We start from the raw sequence: 15484 nt of genomic DNA, 5'->3' as shown, positions 1-15484 counted from the left end.
AGCACGTACCGTACGGCAACACAGGTGGGACCAGGTGGGGCAGCGGGAAGGGGCAGCCGGTTTTGACCACGCACGCACCGCAGGCGGCGCAGGCCGTGACGCTGCCGACATCGCTGGACGAGGCCGTGGCGGCACTGGCCGCCATGCCCGCCGCCGTGCCCGTGGCCGGCGGCACCGACCTGATGGCCGCCGTCAACTCCGGACAGCTCAGGCCCGCCGCACTGGTCGGCCTCGGGCGGATCAGCGAGATCCGCGGCTGGCAGTACCAGGACGGCCACGCCCTGCTCGGCGCGGGACTCACCCACGCGCGCATGGGCCGACCCGACTTCGCCGCCCTCATCCCGGCGCTCGCGGCCTCCGCGCGCGCCGCCGGCCCGCCGCAGATCCGCAACGCGGGCACCCTGGGCGGCAACATCGCCTCGGCGTCCCCCACCGGGGACGCGCTTCCGGTGCTGGCCGCCCTGGAGGCGACGCTGATCATCGCGGGCCCGGGCGGGGCCCGCCGGGAGATCCCGGTGTCGCACCTGCTGGCCGGCATGGAGATGCTGCGCGCCGGCGAGCTCATCGGCTACGTGCGCGTGCCCCTGCTGCACGCCCCGCAGGTCTTCCTCAAGGCGACCGGCCGCACCGGCCCGGGCCGGGCCCTCGCGTCCGTCGCCCTGGTCCTCGACCCCGCCCGCCGCGGGGTCCGGTGCGCGGTGGGCGCCATAGCGCCGATGCCGCTCAGGCCCCTGGACGCCGAGCAGTGGGTGGCCCAGCTGATCGACTGGGACAACAACCGCACGATCGTCCCGGAGGCCCTCAGCGCCTTCGGCGAGTACGTCGCCGCGGCCTGCATCCCCGAACCGGGCCCGGCCGAGGACGGCTCCGTACAACAGCTTCCGCCCGCCGTACTGCACCTGCGGCGCACCGTCGCCGCGCTGGCCCGACGAGCACTGGGGAGGGCGCTGTCGTGACCGACGACCAGCACGGAGAAGGCACGCCCCAGGGCGCGGGCCGCTGGGACCCGCTGCCCCAGGGCGACTACGACGACGGCGCCACCGCCTTCGTGAAGCTCCCCGAAGGCGGCATCGACGCCCTTCTCGCCTCCGCCGACCCGCTCGCCGCACCCGGTCACGGCTATGTGCCGCCGCAGATAACGGCCAACCCGGCCACCCCCGCGGGCAACGACCCGCACGCGACGGGCACCTGGGCGAGGCCCGCCGAGGGTGTCCAGTGGCCCGACCCGAACGCGGCGCCCCAGGACGCCGGCAACGACCGGTTCACGTACAACCCGGGCGCCACGGGACAGTGGAACTTCGAGGAGACGGGCGCTCCGGCGCCGGGTCACGACGTGACCGGGCAGTGGTCGATCCCCGTCGCCGGCGGTGACCTGCCGGACGAATCGGGCGAGTTCACCACGTCGTCCCTGGTCGAGCAGTGGGGCGGCACCCCGCCGGCCACGCTCCCGGGCGGCGCGCCCGCTCCGTGGGCGACGGAGGGTGCCGGACAGCCGTGGGCGCAGCAGGTGCCCGCGGCCGACCCCTCGGCGGAGGCGGGGCACGCGCACGAGCAGCCCGCCGCGCACGCCCCCGGCGAAGGCGGCCTCGCCTCGGACGCGCACGCGCCGCAGGGGTTCGCCCCGGACACCCACGCACCCGTCGAGCCCGGCCCGGCCGGACACGACCACGAACAGCCCCGGTCGCACGCGCCCGAGGCGCCCGCCCGGCCGTCGTACGCCGAAGCACCGGAAGCTCCCACCGAGCCGCCGTACGCCGAAGCGCCCGCCGAACCCGTGGTAGCCGCCTCACAGGCCGCTCACGGGGGCGGCGAGGCCGGAGATCCGGACGAGGCGTCCGAGGAGGCCCAGGGGGCCGCTGAGGCCGTTGAGGAGGCCGCTGAGCCTCCCGTCGAGCACGCCTTGGAGACGGACGCCGACGAGGAGAGTGCGCGGACCCCTGACGGCGAGGCCGCGCCCCCGCCCTCCGGCGAGGAACACCCCCTCGCCTCCTACGTCCTGCGCGTCAACGGCGTCGACCGCCCCGTCACCGACGCGTGGATCGGCGAGTCCCTGCTCTACGTGCTGCGTGAGCGGCTCGGTCTCGCCGGTGCCAAGGACGGCTGTTCGCAAGGCGAGTGCGGAGCCTGCAACGTGCAGGTCGACGGACGGCTCGTCGCCTCCTGCCTGGTGCCCGCCGTGACCGCGGCCGGCAGCGAGGTCCGTACGGTCGAGGGCCTGGCCGTCGACGGACAGCCCTCGGACGTGCAGCGGGCGCTCGCCAGGTGCGGCGCCGTGCAGTGCGGCTTCTGCGTGCCGGGCATGGCGATGACCCTGCACGACCTCCTGGAGGGCAACCCGGCGCCGAGCGAGATGGCGACCCGCCAGGCGCTGTGCGGCAACCTGTGCCGCTGCTCCGGCTACCGGGGCGTCGTGGAGGCCGTCAAGGAGGTCGTCGCGGAACGCGAGGCACACTCCGCGGCGGACACTGAGACGGACGCGGACGAGGCACGTATTCCGCACCAGGCGGGTCCGGGAGCCGGCGGCGTCAACCCGTCGGCGTTCGAACCCGTCGAACGGCACGACCATTCGTACCGCAATGGACAGGGACAGGACGGAGGCCAGGCGTGAGCGACGAAGCCGCCACCGCGACCACCGCCGCGGAGGCAGCCCCCGCCCCCGAACCGATCCCGCACGGCCTCGGAGCCGCTCTGCCGGCCGCCGACGCCCGTGCGAAGACCGAGGGCACCTTCCCCTACGCGGCCGACCTGTGGGCCGAGGGCCTGCTGTGGGCGGCCGTACTGCGCTCACCGCACCCGCACGCGCGCATTGTGTCCATCGACACCAGCCACGCGCGCGAGATGCCCGGCGTACGGGCCGTCGTCACCCACGAGGACGTGCCCGGCCGTCCGGTCCACGGCCGCGGCAAGGCCGACCGTCCGGTGTTCGCCTCCGAGGTCGTGCGCCACCACGGCGAGCCCCTCGCGGCCGTCGCCGCCGACCACCCCGACACCGCGCGCATGGCGGCGGCCGCCGTCATCGTCGAGTACGAAGTACTCGACCCGGTCACCGACCCCGAGCAGGCCTTCGAGGCCGAGCCCCTGCACCCCGACGGCAACCTGATCCGGCACATCCCGCTGCGCCACGGCGACCCGGACGCGGCCGGCGAGTTCGTCGTCGAGGGCCTCTACCGCATCGGCCGCCAGGACCCCGCCCCGATCGGCGCCGAGGCCGGCCTCGCCGTGCCGCGCCCCGACGGCGGCGTCGAGCTGTACGTGGCCTCCACCGACCCGCACACCGACCGCGACACGGCCGCCGCCTGCTACGGCCTGGAACCCGAGCGCGTGAAGGTCGTCGTCACCGGCGTCCCCGGCGCCACCGCAGACCGCGAGGACCAGGGCTTCCAGCTCCCGCTGGGCCTGCTGGCGCTGAAGACCGGCTGCCCGGTCAAGCTCACCGCGACGCGCGAAGAGTCCTTCCTGGGGCACGTCCACAGACACCCCACCCTGCTGAGATACCGCCACCACGCCGACGCCGAGGGCAAGCTGGTGAAGGTCGAGGCGCAGATCCTGCTCGACGCGGGCGCCTACGCGGACACCTCGTCGGAGGCGCTGGCCGCCGCCGTCTCGTTCGCCTGCGGGCCGTACGTCGTCCCGAACGCGTTCATCGAGGGCTGGGCCGTACGCACCAACAACCCGCCCTCCGGCCACGTACGCGGCGAGGGCGCCCTTCAGGTGTGCGCCGCCTACGAGGCGCAGATGGACAAGCTGGCGAAGAAGCTGGGCGTGGACTCGGCGGAACTGCGCCTGCGCAACGTCATGGCCACCGGCGATGTCCTGCCGACCGGCCAGACGGTGACCTGCCCGGCGCCGGTCGCCGAACTGCTCCAGGCCGTACGGGACTTCCCGCTGCCCACGCTCCCCAAGGACACCCCCGAGGACGAGTGGCTGCTGCCCGGCGGCCCCGAGGGCGCGGGCGAACCGGGCGCGGTGCGCCGGGGCGTCGGCTACGGCCTGGGCATGGTGCACATGCTGGGCGCGGAGGGCGCGGACGAGGTCTCCACGGCCACGGTCCGGGTCCAGGACGGCGTGGCGACGGTGCTGTGCGCGGCGGTCGAGACGGGACAGGGCTTCACCACCCTGGCCCGGCAGATCGTCCAGGAGACCCTCGGTATCGACGAGGTCCACGTGGCCCCGGTCGACACCGACCAGCCGCCGGCCGGCCCGGGCAGCCGCGGCCGCCACACCTGGGTGTCGGGCGGCGCGGTGGAGCGGGCGGCGAAGATGGTCCGCACCCAGCTTCTGCAGCCCCTGGCGCACAAGTTCGGCATGTCCACCGAGCTGCTCCAGATCACCGACGGCAAGATCACGTCGTACGACGGCGTCCTGTCGACCACCGTCACCGAGGCGATGGACGGCAAGGAACTGTGGGCGACCGCCCAGTGCCGCCCGCACCCGACCGAGCCCCTGAACGAGACCGGTCAGGGCGACGCCTTCGTGGGCCTCGCCTTCTGCGCGATCCGCGCGGTGGTGGACGTCGACATCGAGCTGGGCTCGGTGCGGGTGGTGGAGCTGGCGCTCGCCCAGGACGTCGGCCGGATCCTGAACCCGACCCAGCTGGTGGCCCGTATCGAGGGCGCCGTCACCCAGGGCCTGGGCATCGCCCTCACGGAGAACCTGCGCAGCGCGCGCGGGCTGATCCGCCATCCCGACCTCACCGGCTACGCCCTGCCGACCGCCCTGGACGCCCCCGAGATCCGCATCGTGAAGCTGGTCGAGGAGCGTGACGTGGTCGCCCCCTTCGGGGCGAAGGCGGTCAGCGCGGTGCCGGTGGTGACGTCGCCCGCCGCGATCGCCGCCGCGGTCCGCGCCGCGACGGGCCGCCCGGTCAACCGGCTGCCGATCCGGCCGCAGGCCGCGGTGGTGACGGCACAGTGAGCACGCCGGAGACGGAGACGGAGACGGAGGAGGAACCGCGCTACGAACCCGCGCCGAGCGTGGGCAAGTTGGCGGTGTGGGTCCTGCTGTTCCTGCTGGCGGCAATCATCGTGGTGCTGGGCGGCGTGTACCTCGTGTGATGCGCGGCGTCGTGCTGATCACGGGCGTGATGGCCTCCGGCAAGTCGACGGTCGCGCAGGCGCTGGCGATGGGGGTACCTCCCGCTCGAGCGAAGCCGAGAGTGGGGGAGATTGCCGCGGGCGGCGCATGTCCGCGGTGACGTGTTCCGGCGCATGATCGTGTCCGGGCGCGAGGAGTACGAGCCCGGCGGCGAGGGTGAGATCGGCGGCGAGGGCGAGGCCCAACTCCGGCTTCGGTACCGGCTGTCGGCGGCGACCGCGGACGCATACGCCGAAGCCGGTTTCACCGCCGTGGTGCAGGACGTGGTGCTGGGCGCGGACCTGACGGCGTACGTCCAACTGGTGCGCACCCGCCCGCTGCACGTGGTCGTCCTGGCGCCGAGCCCGGAGGCCGTCGCGGAGCGGGAGGCAGGGCGGGCGAAGACGGGGTACGGGGCCTGGACGGTCGAGGAGTTGGACGGGGCGCTGCGGGCGAAGACGCCGCGCATCGGGCTGTGGGTGGACTCCTCGGAACTGACGGTGGAGGAAACCGTGGCGAAGATCCTGGCCGGAAGGGAACGCGCGAGGGTGGTCTGAGCGTCTCCTGGGACGGGGCGCTTGATCCGGTGGGCCGGGGCGCGTTGGGTCCGGGGGCGTTGTCAGTGGTGCCGCGTAGTGTTCTGAGCAGTGGGGGACGGCTGGGACGGCCGCCGGAACGGGGCAGCTGTGCGCGCCCTGCGCGGGACTGTGAGAGAAGCACATTCGGGGGAACACATGAGCACGACCTACGCCGGCCCGGCGACGATCACGCTGACCGAGGCCGAGCTGGATCCGTACGTCACACACGCGTCGACGCGCCGCTGGCTGACGGGACCCGGACTCCCGGGCGACAGCGGCCTGTTCACCTTCTCGGGACTGAGCCGGGAGGGCCTCAGGACGGTGGCGGACTCGACCGGCGACGCCGACCGCCTGGCATCGGACCTGTGCGACCAGCTGGTCATAGGCGAACTGGTGGGCCCCCGCGGCCTGGAGACGGAGTCCGTCCTGCTGAACGGCGCGACGGGCGAGATCTCGACCACGTACTTCCTCCACGACCGCCCCGACCTGATGGGCCGCCGCCCGCTCGCGCCGTCGCTGGAGCGGCTGCTGCGGTTCGCGAACGCCACGGACGAACTGGCCTCGCTGCGAGGGCAGTTCGCCTCCTACGCCGGCCGCTTCGACCCGAAGACGGTGGCGGAGGCGTCACGCCAACTGCTGGCCGTGTTCCAGGAGGGGACGGGCGGTGAGGTGCCGCCGTTCTGGAAGATGGCCGCGCTGATCCGGCCCTTGTCCCTGGTCGCGGGACCGGGCACGCTGTCCGGGCTCGCCCTGGACCTTCCGGCCCGTCTGCTGGACCAGGAGTTCGGCCGGGGCAAGGTGGCCCGCTTCGAGGACGTCGACTTCCCCGCCACCCTCACCCACGAAGCGACCCGCCGCTTCCTGCGCGAGACGGGCCTGCCCGAGGACGCCTTCCCCTTCCACCTCGACACGGACGTGCCGCTGGCGACGCTGGCCGAGTACCACGCCGATAACCCCTCCGCCGAACTCCCGCTCCGGGCAGACCACTTGATACGCCTGGGCGGCCTCGTCGAGAACCACAGCCTCGTGCTCGACGGCGAGACGGGCGCGGTCCTCGACTGGAGCGAGTCCGACGCCACCCTCCACCCCCTCAACACGGACATCTCCACCCTGGGCTTCGCCCTCTGGCTGCTCCGCCGCGAGCGGGCGATCGACGAGGACCTCTCCCACGGCCTGACCGCGGACACGCACGACCAACTGGCCGCGACGATGATCCAGGTCCTGTCGACCGTCGACCCGACGGGGACGACGACACAGGCAGGCCGGCACTACTGGACCGAGGCGTTCCGGGACGAGGAGGGCGGGGTGCTCTGAGCTGGCGGGGTGCTCTGAGCGGAGGCGCCCCGGCATGATCACACCCTGATACGGAATCCCGCGGTCGAGCACTCTTTCGACCGCCCGTACTCTGTGCGGCATGAATCGTCCGCGTCGACTCCTTCGCGCCGTCGCCCCGGTGGCCATGGCGGCGATCTTCCTCTTGGTGTCCGGCTGCGGCTCGACGCCCTTGCCGGACTTGTCGGACAGCGACGGAGCCCAGGCCTCCGGGGCGGGCCGGCCCGGAACCGGACCGACAACGGAGGCGGAACGGGCGAGGGACGACGCCCTGATCGCCAAGCTGCCGCCCGGCCTCGGCGCCCCGGACAAGAAGGAGCTCGCGCAGCAGATCCTGGCGACCGCGGAGAACTCCACGCTCGACTGGCGCGGCCAGTACGACTACATCGAGGACCTCGGCGACGGCAACGGCTACACGGCCGGCATCGTCGGCTTCTGCACCGGCACTCACGACCTGCTCGCGCTCGTCGAGCGCTACACGAAGAGCCACCCGGACAACGGCCTCGCCCGCTATCTGCCCGCCCTGCGCGAGGTCGACGGCAGCGACTCCCACGAGGGCCTGGACCCGGGATTCACCACTGCCTGGGCGAAGGAGGCGCAGAAGGCCGCCTTCCGCAAGGCTCAGGACACCGAGCGTGACCGCATCTACTTCGACCCCGCCGTGCGCCTGGCGAAGCTCGACGGGCTCGGCACGCTGGGTCAGTTCATCTATTACGACGCGATGGTCCTGCACGGCCCCGGCACCGGACCACGCGGCTTCTACGGCCTGCGCGAGACAGCCATCGCCGAGGCGGACATCCCGTCCCAGGGCGGCACCGAGAAGACCTACCTCGACGTCTTCCTGGACCTCCACCGCAAGGCGATGAAGCACGAAGACCCCGAGCGCGACACCAGCCGCGTCGACACGACCCAGCGGCGGTTCCTCGACGACGGCAACCTCGACCTGGAGACACCGCTGCGGTGGGAGATGTACGGGGAGACGTTCCGCGTGCAGTAGGCGTTCCGGTGCAGTAGAGGCCGTAGCGGGATTCGAACCCGCGTAACTCGCTTTGCAGGTTTGTCCGGGCTGGTCAGGGCATGATCCGGGCTCGTTCGGCAGTGTTCAGACCCGTACGGATGCCGGGCCCAAAGGGGCATGGCGAACGGCTTTGAACGGCCGCGTACGGCTACGAACGAGACGGAAACTGAGACGGAGTGGGCGGGGATCGTGCCTGCTCAGGGACGGAGCGCAGGGCCGGAAGACTCAGCCCTCGGGGCGCTCCGTCCGGACGCTCAGCATGGCAGGCTAGACCCTGACGGCGGGAGACGCGGACAGGGAGGGTGAGTGTCGCAGCAAGCAAGCCCGCGCGGGACTTTTCAGAAGATCGCGCGTCTACTCAAGGCGCAGATCGACGCGGACCCGGAGATGGCCGAAGTGCCGTCGGTCGCGGCGGTCATGAATGATCACGGAGTCTCGCGCGGGGTGGTTCTCCGGGCGTTCGCGGTGCTTCAGCAGGAAGGCGCTGCGGAGCCGGTGCCGGGCGGACGCTGGCGTGTGGTCAGGGAAGGACAGCGAACCGACCGCCGGCCCCTCGCGGAACGGCTCACTGACGTTTTCGAGGATGACGGCCTTGAGGTCGGGGCAACCTTCCCCAGCGCTTCCGCACTGTGCGAGAGGTTCGACGTCTCGCGTCCGACGGTGACTAAGGCGCTGGAGAAGCTGGAAGCCGCAGGGTGGCTGTCCGGAGGGGGGCAGGGCAAGGCACGGACCGTGCGGGCCCTGCCGAATCGAGAGGAGAGTTCCTCACTGTGACGGGACTGACGGAGTGGGCCTACCCGCTCGCCGAATCGCTGCTTGCTGACCCGTTGCCGCGTCGCTGGAAGCACTCGGTCGGAGTCGCCGAGCGCGCACGCACCATCGCGCCGATCCTCGGCGCGGACGCCGAGCTGTTGGAGGCGGCTGCGGTCCTGCACGACATCGGTTACGCACCGGACCTCGCCAAGACGGGTTTCCACCCGCTTGACGGGGCCCGCTACCTCCGGGATGTCGCGGACGCCGATGCGCGGGTCGTGCACCTTGTCGCCCACCACTCCTGTTCGTGGATGGAAGCGGACGCCCGCGGGCTGCGCGAGGAACTTGAGGGTGAGTTCCCGAGGGAGAGCGCTGAACTCAATGACGCGCTCTGCTACTGCGACATGAACACGACTCCGGACGGCACGCCCACAAATCCGGTGGACCGCGTCAACGAGATCACCGGTCGCTACGGTCCGGACAGCCTGATCGGGACGTTCATCCGTCGCGCCGAACCGGAGATTCTCGCGAGTACGTCCCGCGTGCTCGAACGGGTTGCCGCCGCGAAGCGTCAGCCGATGTAGGGAGCCGGGCGGGTCCGGTCCATGGCGTGCTCGATACGGAGGCGCATGGTGGGGTGGACGTCCAACTTCGACAGGTCCGATGGGTCTACCCATCGGACCTGTGTCGTCTCGTTGCTCGTACGTACCTCGCCGCCGACCGGCCGAGCGCGGAAGCAGATGCTGAACTGCTGCCGGACCTCGCCGTCGTCGTACTTCATCACGTGGCCCGGGTCGGTGTAGATCCCGGACATGTCGACGACTTCCGCCTTGATACCGGTCTCTTCCCACACCTCGCGCACCACCGTGTCACTGATCGACTCGCCCACGTCGTGACCGCCGCCTGGCAGTGCCCACCGCCCGTTGTCCGAGCGCTGGATCATCAGCACCTGGCCTGCGTCGTTCTGTACGAACGCGACCACCGACGGCACCACCGAGTTGGCCGGCGGGGCGTCGGGGTCGTGCAGGTAGTCAATGCGTCCCATGGTCAGGCTCCTGTGATGCTCGGAATGTCTTCGGCCGCGATCGCCCGGGCGTTCTCCCAGGTGTGTTCGATGCTATTCGCGTACGTGTCGAACAGACCGCCACCGGGCAGGCGGCGCAGATGCAGGACAGGGGCCATGTAGGCGCCGATGCCGTAGACGTGGGGGTTCACGAGCATCTCGTCATCGGACCGGTAGATCGAGTTGTAGAGCGTCGAATCGTGCAGCCGGAGTCCGATCGCAGGATGGCTCCTGACGAGCGGGCGGTAGTGCAGTAGGGCGTTTCGAATCTTGCCGTCCATGATCCGGTGACCCTCGTCTATGCCGCGCTGCTGTACTGCCGCACAGTCGGGGTCCCCAAGCAGGATGCGCACTTGGGCGCCTGCCTCAACCTTCGCCTTGGCGAGGTCGTGAAACACGGGGTCCTCGGAGAGGAAGAGTCCGGAGTAGACGAGCACGTCTATGTTCTGCCGCGCCCGGCCGTAGATCTCTCGCCAGAGGCCAGGCGGCACCGTGTGCCGATGCGGGTAGACCGTGACGATCTCGGCTTTCGTCAGGTCCGCCGCACTCTCAATAGCTCGGTCGTCGTCCCACAACGTCGTGACATCGACCTTGAGCGCCGTGGCCGTCGCGTACTGGTGTCGCCGGTACGGAACCTTTCCCTTCGTGATCCAGCGTTCGATGGTCTTCGGGTTTACGTCGATCTCTTCGGCCAGCGTCTGAATCGTCATGCCGCTCGCCAACAGGGCAGACCGCAAACGTTCGTTGGACATCTGCACCCCCGGTGGGACGTCTTGGGACCTCTTGAAGGTATCCGGATGTCCTTGAGGTGTCCACGGAGGGGGTGACCAAGTCCCCTGACCTGGGGCGATTCTGATTGTGCGCCAAGAAGTCCCGGTGCAAAGCGCAAGAGGTTCCGTTGCGGTACTTGACGGGCCCCTATGCAGTACCTGTAAAACAGGTACTGCAACACAGCGTCCGGAGGAAAGCCCGCAGGGGTCAGTACGAAGGAAGCGCCGGTTCCTTGAGAACTCAACAGAGTGCCGACCCAGCCACCTGAACACGGGTGGTCGATGGGTGCGGGTCACCATCCCGACCGACCATGTCGGGCCGGGTGACCTGCCCGGATCCGCCCCTCGGGGCGGTGACGGCATTGCGTGATCTGAATCCGCAGCACCTTCGCGAGGGCCAGCCCCTCGCGCTTCATCGACTCAGCAACGGCCCCGGCAACCAGCCGCGAGGGCGCCCGATCGGATCGGGCCCGGGGCACTTGGCCTGCCGCTTCGTGCGGCGTTGGCCTGCTTACCGAGCGCGGCGGCTCCCGGACAAGGACATCCCGCCGCGCTCGGTCTTCCTTTCCCGACGCAGTCAGGAGCAGTAGCCCATGACCGAGCGCGTTTTCGTCTCCGAGACCTCCGGCCCCATCGTGCTGGGCCTGTCGCTGCCGGTCGGCAGCGTCCGAGTCCAGGTGCTCGACAGCCTGATCACCGCCCGCATGGTGCTGCGCACCGACGACACCACCGGCCCGGCGGCCGACGCCGTGAACCGCGCCCGCAGCACGCAGAACGGGCAGGCGTTCGGTATCGAGGTGCCGGAGATGCCCGGCAACGTGATGGTGCAGAGCCGTCGCGGCAACCGCATCGTGCAGAACGTCAGCACGGTCTACGGCTCGATGACCGGCGTGACCATCATCAACGGCCGCGTCGTGTCCGGCGGCATGAACAGCATGCAGACCGTCAGCCCAGTTGAGGCCACGGTGTGCCTGCCCCCGCATTCCTCCCTTGCGGTCGTCTCGCAGTCCGCCGACGCCGAAGTCTTCGGCTACGTCGACCGGATCGAGTTCCGCTCCGTCTCCGGCGACCTGGACGCCGACGGGGTGCGCGAGCTGCGGGCCAACACCACCTCCGGCGACATCCACGTCGGCCGCGTCACCGGGCAGATCACCGCGCACGCGGTGTCGGGTGACATCGACATCGACCTGTACGACGGCCGCGCCGCCACCCTGGGCACCACCTCCGGAGACATCGAGGTGCAGGCCACCAACGGCGCCTCCGGGCACGTCAGCGCACACAGCGTCTCCGGCGACGTCCGCCTCTCCGGCGCCCGTCACCTGAGCGTGTCCGCCAACACCGTCTCCGGCCGCGTCCGCAACGGCTGAACCATCGCCCGGCCCTTCCGCCTCGACCAGGAGTCGCCCGATGGCTGCCACGTTCGCCGCCGTGTTCATCGCCCTGTACGTCGCCCACAGCGTGGGGGACCACTGGGTGCAGACCTCTCACCAGTCCGCGCACAAGGGCCGCCCCGGCTGGGTCGGCCGCCTCGCGGACGCCCGGCACGTCGCCACCCTCACTCTCACCAAACTCGCCGTGCTCATCCCGGCCGCCGCGCTGTTGGGCCTGCACCTGTCGGTGCCCGGCACCGTCGTCGGCCTCGCCGTCGACGCGGTCACGCACTGGTGGGCCGACCGGCGCACCACGCTCGCGTGGCTCGCCCGGGTGACCGGCAAGGGCGAGTTCTACCGGCTCGGTGCCCCGCGCGCCGGCCGCGACGACAACCCGCACATCGGCACCGGCGCGTACGCGCTTGACCAGTCCTTCCACCACCTGTGGCTGCTGGTCGCCGCGCTCATCATCACCACCGTCTGACCCCCGTTCTTCGCGGGGCGGTCGCTCCCGGACAGGACAACCGACCGCCCCGCGCCCTTCCCGACGTATCAAGGAGAGATCCCACCATGCGTATGCGCACTTTCGTCGCCGGTCAGAAGGCGTTCGGCGACCTGGAGTTTGCGGAACTGGCGCTCGGCATCGACGTCGACCTGTTCCGGGGCCCACTGGAGTTCGAGACGGACGGCGAGCGCGCGGCCCGCGAGGACGCGGCCCGTGACGTGCTTGCCGACCTGGTCGCGGAAGCGGCGGCCGGTGACGAGATCGCCGGTTGGGACGCCCTGTACGCCGACGCTCTGACCCGCACCGTGCCGTTCCTGCGCTCGGCTCGCGGCCACCGGGCCGGGACGGGGGAAGCGGCATGAGTGCCGAAAGCTCTTCCCCCGCCGTCGGCGTGCCCGCTTCGGGGGTGCCGCCGCTGACCCGCCCGGAGATGGGCCTTGCCGGACTCGGGGCGCTCGCCGCCGCCGGGGTCGGCGCGCTGGGTCTGATCTCCTCCTTCGACGCCGTGTCCGCCGCCGCGCTGCGGTGGGGGTTCGGTGAGCCGTGGATGCTCCCCGTCGGTATCGACGTGGCCATTCCGGTGTTCACCGTGGCCAACCTGCTGCTGATCCGGATGGACATGGCGCTTGCGTGGGTGCGGTTCGTGCCCTGGGTGCTCACCCTGATCACCTGCGGCCTGAACGTCGCGGCCGGAGCCGACCTGTGGGCGAAGGTCGCGCACGGCACCATGCCGCTGCTGTGGGTGGTCTTTTCCGAGATCGGCGCGCACGTCTACGCCGTGCGGATCGGCGCCGCCATCGGACGGCGCATGGAGAAGATCCGCGTCTCGCGCTGGCTGCTCGCCCCGGCCTCGACGTTCGCGCTGTGGCGGCGGATGACGCTGTGGGAGGTCACCTCCTACGCCGTCGCGCTGGAGATGGAGCGCGAACGCCTGCTGGCCCGTGCGGAGTTGCGCGAGCGCTACGGGCGGCACTGGCGGTCCAAGACGCCCCGGCGCGAGCGGGTCATGCTCCGCATGGGCGACCGCGCCCCCGCCGTACCTGAGAAGGCCACCCCCGCCCGGCCGCCCTCGACTCCTGAGACCGGCAAGGCGCCCGGCCCGCGTCGCCGCCCGGCGCCCAAGGCCAAGACCCCGCCGCGCTCGTTCGAGGCGGTGCTGACCGAGGCTCGTACGGTGACCGCCGACTGGCCCGAGGCGGAGCTGACCGCCGACCGGCTGCGGACTACCCTGCGGATCTCGCAGGCCAGCGCCCGCCAGGTCCGCGACACCCTCAGGACCGAGCGCGCCGACGGACCCGGCCTGCACGCCGTCGACACCCCCGACGCCGGGGGAGCGGCGGCATGAGCGCGCTGCGGATCGGGTCGCTGTGCACCGGCTACGGCGGTCTGGACATCGCCGTGCGGCACGTGTTCGGCGGTGAGCTGGCGTGGGTGGCGGACAACGCCCCCGGCGCCGCGCTCATCCTCGCCCACCACCATCCCGAGGTGCCCAACCTCGGGGACATCACCGCCCTGGACTGGCACGGCGTCGAGCCGGTGGACATCCTCACCGGGGGCTATCCGTGCCAGCCGTTCAGTACTGCGGGCAAACGGAAGGGAACTGAAGATGCCCGGCACCTCTGGCCGCACATCGCCCGCGCCCTTGGGGTTCTACGACCCCGAATCGCGGTCTTTGAGAACGTCGCAGGGCACCTTTCCCTCGGCTTCGACACCGTGCTCAGTGACCTTGCCCGCATCGGGTTCGATGCGGAGTGGTGCTGTGTACGCGCGTCGGACATCGGCGCCGCTCACCAGCGCAACCGGCTGTTCTTCCTCGCCTGGCCTGCCGACTCCGGCGGCGAGGGACTGGCGCGGCGGTGGGCAGCGCGGGCAGTTGCCGACGGCCGTCACCTCGCTGTTGCCGACGCCGTCGACGTCGGAGAGCACCGGGGCGGGGCACGCGGCGCAGGGCGGGATGAACCTGAGGCACGTCGTCTCGCTGCTGCCGACCCCGCGGGCGTCGGAGAACGAGAACCGGCAGACCAAGCGGTCTCCGTCGCAGGAGGCCGGGACCCACGGCAAGAGCCTGGCGGCGGAGGTGGCAAGTCTGCTGCCGACGCCGACCGCGACGGACGCGAAGAGCAGCAGTGGAGCGAACCCGGCGTGGGGGCACGGGGAGACGCTGACGGACGCGGCCCGTCGGCTGTTGCCGACGCCATGTGCGACGGACGGCAGCAATGGCGGCCCCAATCAGCGCCGGGGCAAGGGGGACTTGACCCTGCCGTCGGCCGCGCACCAGATTGGGGCGAGTACGCCGACGCGATCCGGCGGTGGGAGGCGGTCATCGGCCGCCCCGCCCCCGGGCCAGTTGACGCTCTGGGACGGCTGAACCCGCCGTTCGTGGAATGGCTCATGGCTGTTCCCGAGGGGCACGTCACCGCCGTGCCCGGCCTGTCCCGCACCCGCCAGCTCACCGCGCTCGGCAACGGCGTCGTCTGGCCGCAAGCCGTCGCCGCCCTGCGCATCCTGCTCAGTCGCAGCGAGCCCGCGACATGGGGGAGGGCGGCGGCATGAAGTCACAGCCCCTCGCCGCCGCCAGCACCTGGCTGCCGGTCATGGAGGCGGCCGGCTACCGCTGCCAGTGCACCGGCCAGTGCGGCAACCCGCACGGCAAGACCGACGGCCGGTGCCCCCGCGAGCACGACCACCACACCAGCAAGCACGGCCGACTGGTCAGGCTGATGGCCGCCTCGGTCGACCCGCTCACCACCGACGTAGCCGCCGCCAGTCTGGCGGCGAGCGAGTTGCGCGCGTGGTGCCCCGACTGCCACGCCGCCGCCGCGCGGCTCGCATGGAAACAGCAGGCGGCATCAACCGCTGAACAGGACGGTCTGTTCGACCTGTAGTCGGCAGCGCCGTGTCAAGGGAAAAGAGAGATACAAACTGTGTCACTTCCTTCCCTGAAGCGGCGCCACCCTTGGGGGACAACTGCTCACCGGACTAGGACAACGCGTCCTACTACGGCCCCAATCGGCACCGTTAC

16 protein-coding genes and 1 pseudogene are annotated in these 15484 nt (G+C 71.4%); 15 read left to right on the top strand and 2 right to left on the bottom strand.

What is annotated here, in order from left to right; genetic code table 11:
* Positions 1–62 precede the first annotated feature (62 nt).
* From AC5P09_RS11870 to AC5P09_RS11830, 9 genes and pseudogenes are all read left to right on the top strand, one after another.
* On the top strand, positions 63–956 hold the full coding sequence (locus AC5P09_RS11870) for an FAD binding domain-containing protein (RefSeq protein ID WP_493873816.1): 894 nt from the start codon (positions 63–65) through the stop codon (positions 954–956).
* The gene (locus AC5P09_RS11865; protein WP_493873815.1) at positions 953–2608 is read left to right on the top strand and encodes a (2Fe-2S)-binding protein; all 1656 of its coding nucleotides are present in this window, start codon (positions 953–955) and stop codon (positions 2606–2608) included. Before AC5P09_RS11870 ends, AC5P09_RS11865 begins: the two co-directional genes overlap by 4 nt.
* A complete protein-coding gene (locus AC5P09_RS11860; RefSeq protein ID WP_493873814.1) occupies positions 2605–4914 on the top strand; it encodes a xanthine dehydrogenase family protein molybdopterin-binding subunit in 2310 nt (769 codons plus the stop codon). The genes AC5P09_RS11865 and AC5P09_RS11860 overlap by 4 nt, the downstream gene beginning before the upstream one ends.
* Positions 4911–5054 (top strand): hypothetical protein, encoded by a 144-nt coding sequence (locus AC5P09_RS11855; protein ID WP_493873813.1) that lies wholly within the window; start codon positions 4911–4913, stop codon positions 5052–5054. Before AC5P09_RS11860 ends, AC5P09_RS11855 begins: the two co-directional genes overlap by 4 nt.
* Positions 5054–5630 (top strand): annotated as a pseudogene (locus tag AC5P09_RS11850) (AAA family ATPase). Before AC5P09_RS11855 ends, AC5P09_RS11850 begins: the two are co-directional and overlap by 1 nt.
* 177 nt (positions 5631–5807) lie before the next feature.
* Positions 5808–6965, top strand: a complete 1158-nt coding sequence (locus AC5P09_RS11845; protein WP_493873812.1) for an SUKH-4 family immunity protein — start codon at positions 5808–5810, stop codon at positions 6963–6965.
* Between the two features lie 100 nt (positions 6966–7065).
* Positions 7066–7980, top strand: a complete 915-nt coding sequence (locus tag AC5P09_RS11840) for a chitosanase (RefSeq protein ID WP_493873811.1) — start codon at positions 7066–7068, stop codon at positions 7978–7980.
* 327 nt (positions 7981–8307) lie between these two features.
* Positions 8308–8775 carry a GntR family transcriptional regulator gene (locus AC5P09_RS11835; protein ID WP_493873810.1) on the top strand — a complete coding sequence of 156 codons (468 nt, stop codon included), beginning with the start codon at positions 8308–8310 and terminating at the stop codon, positions 8773–8775.
* Positions 8772–9338, top strand: a complete 567-nt coding sequence (locus AC5P09_RS11830) for an HD domain-containing protein (RefSeq protein ID WP_493873809.1) — start codon at positions 8772–8774, stop codon at positions 9336–9338. Before AC5P09_RS11835 ends, AC5P09_RS11830 begins: the two co-directional genes overlap by 4 nt.
* On the opposite strand, the gene AC5P09_RS11825 is transcribed toward AC5P09_RS11830, so the two are convergent.
* Complete coding sequence (locus AC5P09_RS11825) at positions 9326–9799, bottom strand: NUDIX domain-containing protein (RefSeq protein ID WP_392775928.1); 474 nt, start codon at positions 9797–9799, stop codon at positions 9326–9328. The two genes, AC5P09_RS11830 and AC5P09_RS11825, sit on opposite strands and share 13 nt — an antisense overlap.
* Positions 9800–9801: 2 nt before the next feature.
* Positions 9802–10569 carry an XRE family transcriptional regulator gene (locus AC5P09_RS11820; RefSeq protein WP_493873808.1) on the bottom strand — a complete coding sequence of 256 codons (768 nt, stop codon included), beginning with the start codon at positions 10567–10569 and terminating at the stop codon, positions 9802–9804.
* Between the two features lie 611 nt (positions 10570–11180).
* Here AC5P09_RS11820 and AC5P09_RS11815 point away from each other — a divergent pair.
* The 6 genes from AC5P09_RS11815 to AC5P09_RS11790 all read left to right on the top strand — a co-directional run bounded on the left by AC5P09_RS11815 (position 11181) and on the right by AC5P09_RS11790 (position 15347).
* Complete coding sequence (locus AC5P09_RS11815; protein ID WP_493873807.1) at positions 11181–11954, top strand: DUF4097 family beta strand repeat-containing protein; 774 nt, start codon at positions 11181–11183, stop codon at positions 11952–11954.
* Between the two features lie 40 nt (positions 11955–11994).
* A complete protein-coding gene (locus tag AC5P09_RS11810; protein ID WP_493873806.1) occupies positions 11995–12441 on the top strand; it encodes a transcriptional regulator in 447 nt (148 codons plus the stop codon).
* A 92-nt stretch (positions 12442–12533) separates the two neighbouring features.
* Positions 12534–12824 (top strand): hypothetical protein, encoded by a 291-nt coding sequence (locus AC5P09_RS11805; RefSeq protein ID WP_493873872.1) that lies wholly within the window; start codon positions 12534–12536, stop codon positions 12822–12824.
* On the top strand, positions 12821–13807 hold the full coding sequence (locus AC5P09_RS11800; protein ID WP_493873805.1) for a DUF2637 domain-containing protein: 987 nt from the start codon (positions 12821–12823) through the stop codon (positions 13805–13807). The genes AC5P09_RS11805 and AC5P09_RS11800 overlap by 4 nt, the downstream gene beginning before the upstream one ends.
* On the top strand, positions 13804–15015 hold the full coding sequence (locus AC5P09_RS11795; RefSeq protein WP_493873804.1) for a DNA cytosine methyltransferase: 1212 nt from the start codon (positions 13804–13806) through the stop codon (positions 15013–15015). Before AC5P09_RS11800 ends, AC5P09_RS11795 begins: the two co-directional genes overlap by 4 nt.
* Positions 15012–15347, top strand: a complete 336-nt coding sequence (locus AC5P09_RS11790; RefSeq protein ID WP_493873803.1) for a hypothetical protein — start codon at positions 15012–15014, stop codon at positions 15345–15347. The genes AC5P09_RS11795 and AC5P09_RS11790 overlap by 4 nt, the downstream gene beginning before the upstream one ends.
* Positions 15348–15484: the final 137 nt, after the last annotated feature.

The sequence above is a fragment of the Streptomyces sp. a15 genome (assembly GCF_059026085.1).
Note: the sequence above shows the minus strand (reverse complement) of the source record. Positions and strands in the feature narration are given on the sequence as shown.

What these genes read in the sequence shown, in the direction of transcription:
- AC5P09_RS11805 (WP_493873872.1), top strand. Translation starts at nt 12,534, where the DNA reads ATGCGCACTTTCGTCGCCGGTCAGAAGGCGTTCGGCGACCTGGAGTTT.
- AC5P09_RS11810 (WP_493873806.1), top strand. Translation starts at nt 11,995, where the DNA reads ATGGCTGCCACGTTCGCCGCCGTGTTCATCGCCCTGTACGTCGCCCAC.
- AC5P09_RS11840 (WP_493873811.1), top strand. Translation starts at nt 7,066, where the DNA reads ATGAATCGTCCGCGTCGACTCCTTCGCGCCGTCGCCCCGGTGGCCATG.
- AC5P09_RS11800 (WP_493873805.1), top strand. Translation starts at nt 12,821, where the DNA reads ATGAGTGCCGAAAGCTCTTCCCCCGCCGTCGGCGTGCCCGCTTCGGGG.
- AC5P09_RS11845 (WP_493873812.1), top strand. Translation starts at nt 5,808, where the DNA reads ATGAGCACGACCTACGCCGGCCCGGCGACGATCACGCTGACCGAGGCC.
- AC5P09_RS11815 (WP_493873807.1), top strand. Translation starts at nt 11,181, where the DNA reads ATGACCGAGCGCGTTTTCGTCTCCGAGACCTCCGGCCCCATCGTGCTG.
- AC5P09_RS11825 (WP_392775928.1), bottom strand. Translation starts at nt 9,799, where the DNA reads ATGGGACGCATTGACTACCTGCACGACCCCGACGCCCCGCCGGCCAAC.
- AC5P09_RS11790 (WP_493873803.1), top strand. Translation starts at nt 15,012, where the DNA reads ATGAAGTCACAGCCCCTCGCCGCCGCCAGCACCTGGCTGCCGGTCATG.
- AC5P09_RS11820 (WP_493873808.1), bottom strand. Translation starts at nt 10,569, where the DNA reads ATGTCCAACGAACGTTTGCGGTCTGCCCTGTTGGCGAGCGGCATGACG.
- AC5P09_RS11795 (WP_493873804.1), top strand. Translation starts at nt 13,804, where the DNA reads ATGAGCGCGCTGCGGATCGGGTCGCTGTGCACCGGCTACGGCGGTCTG.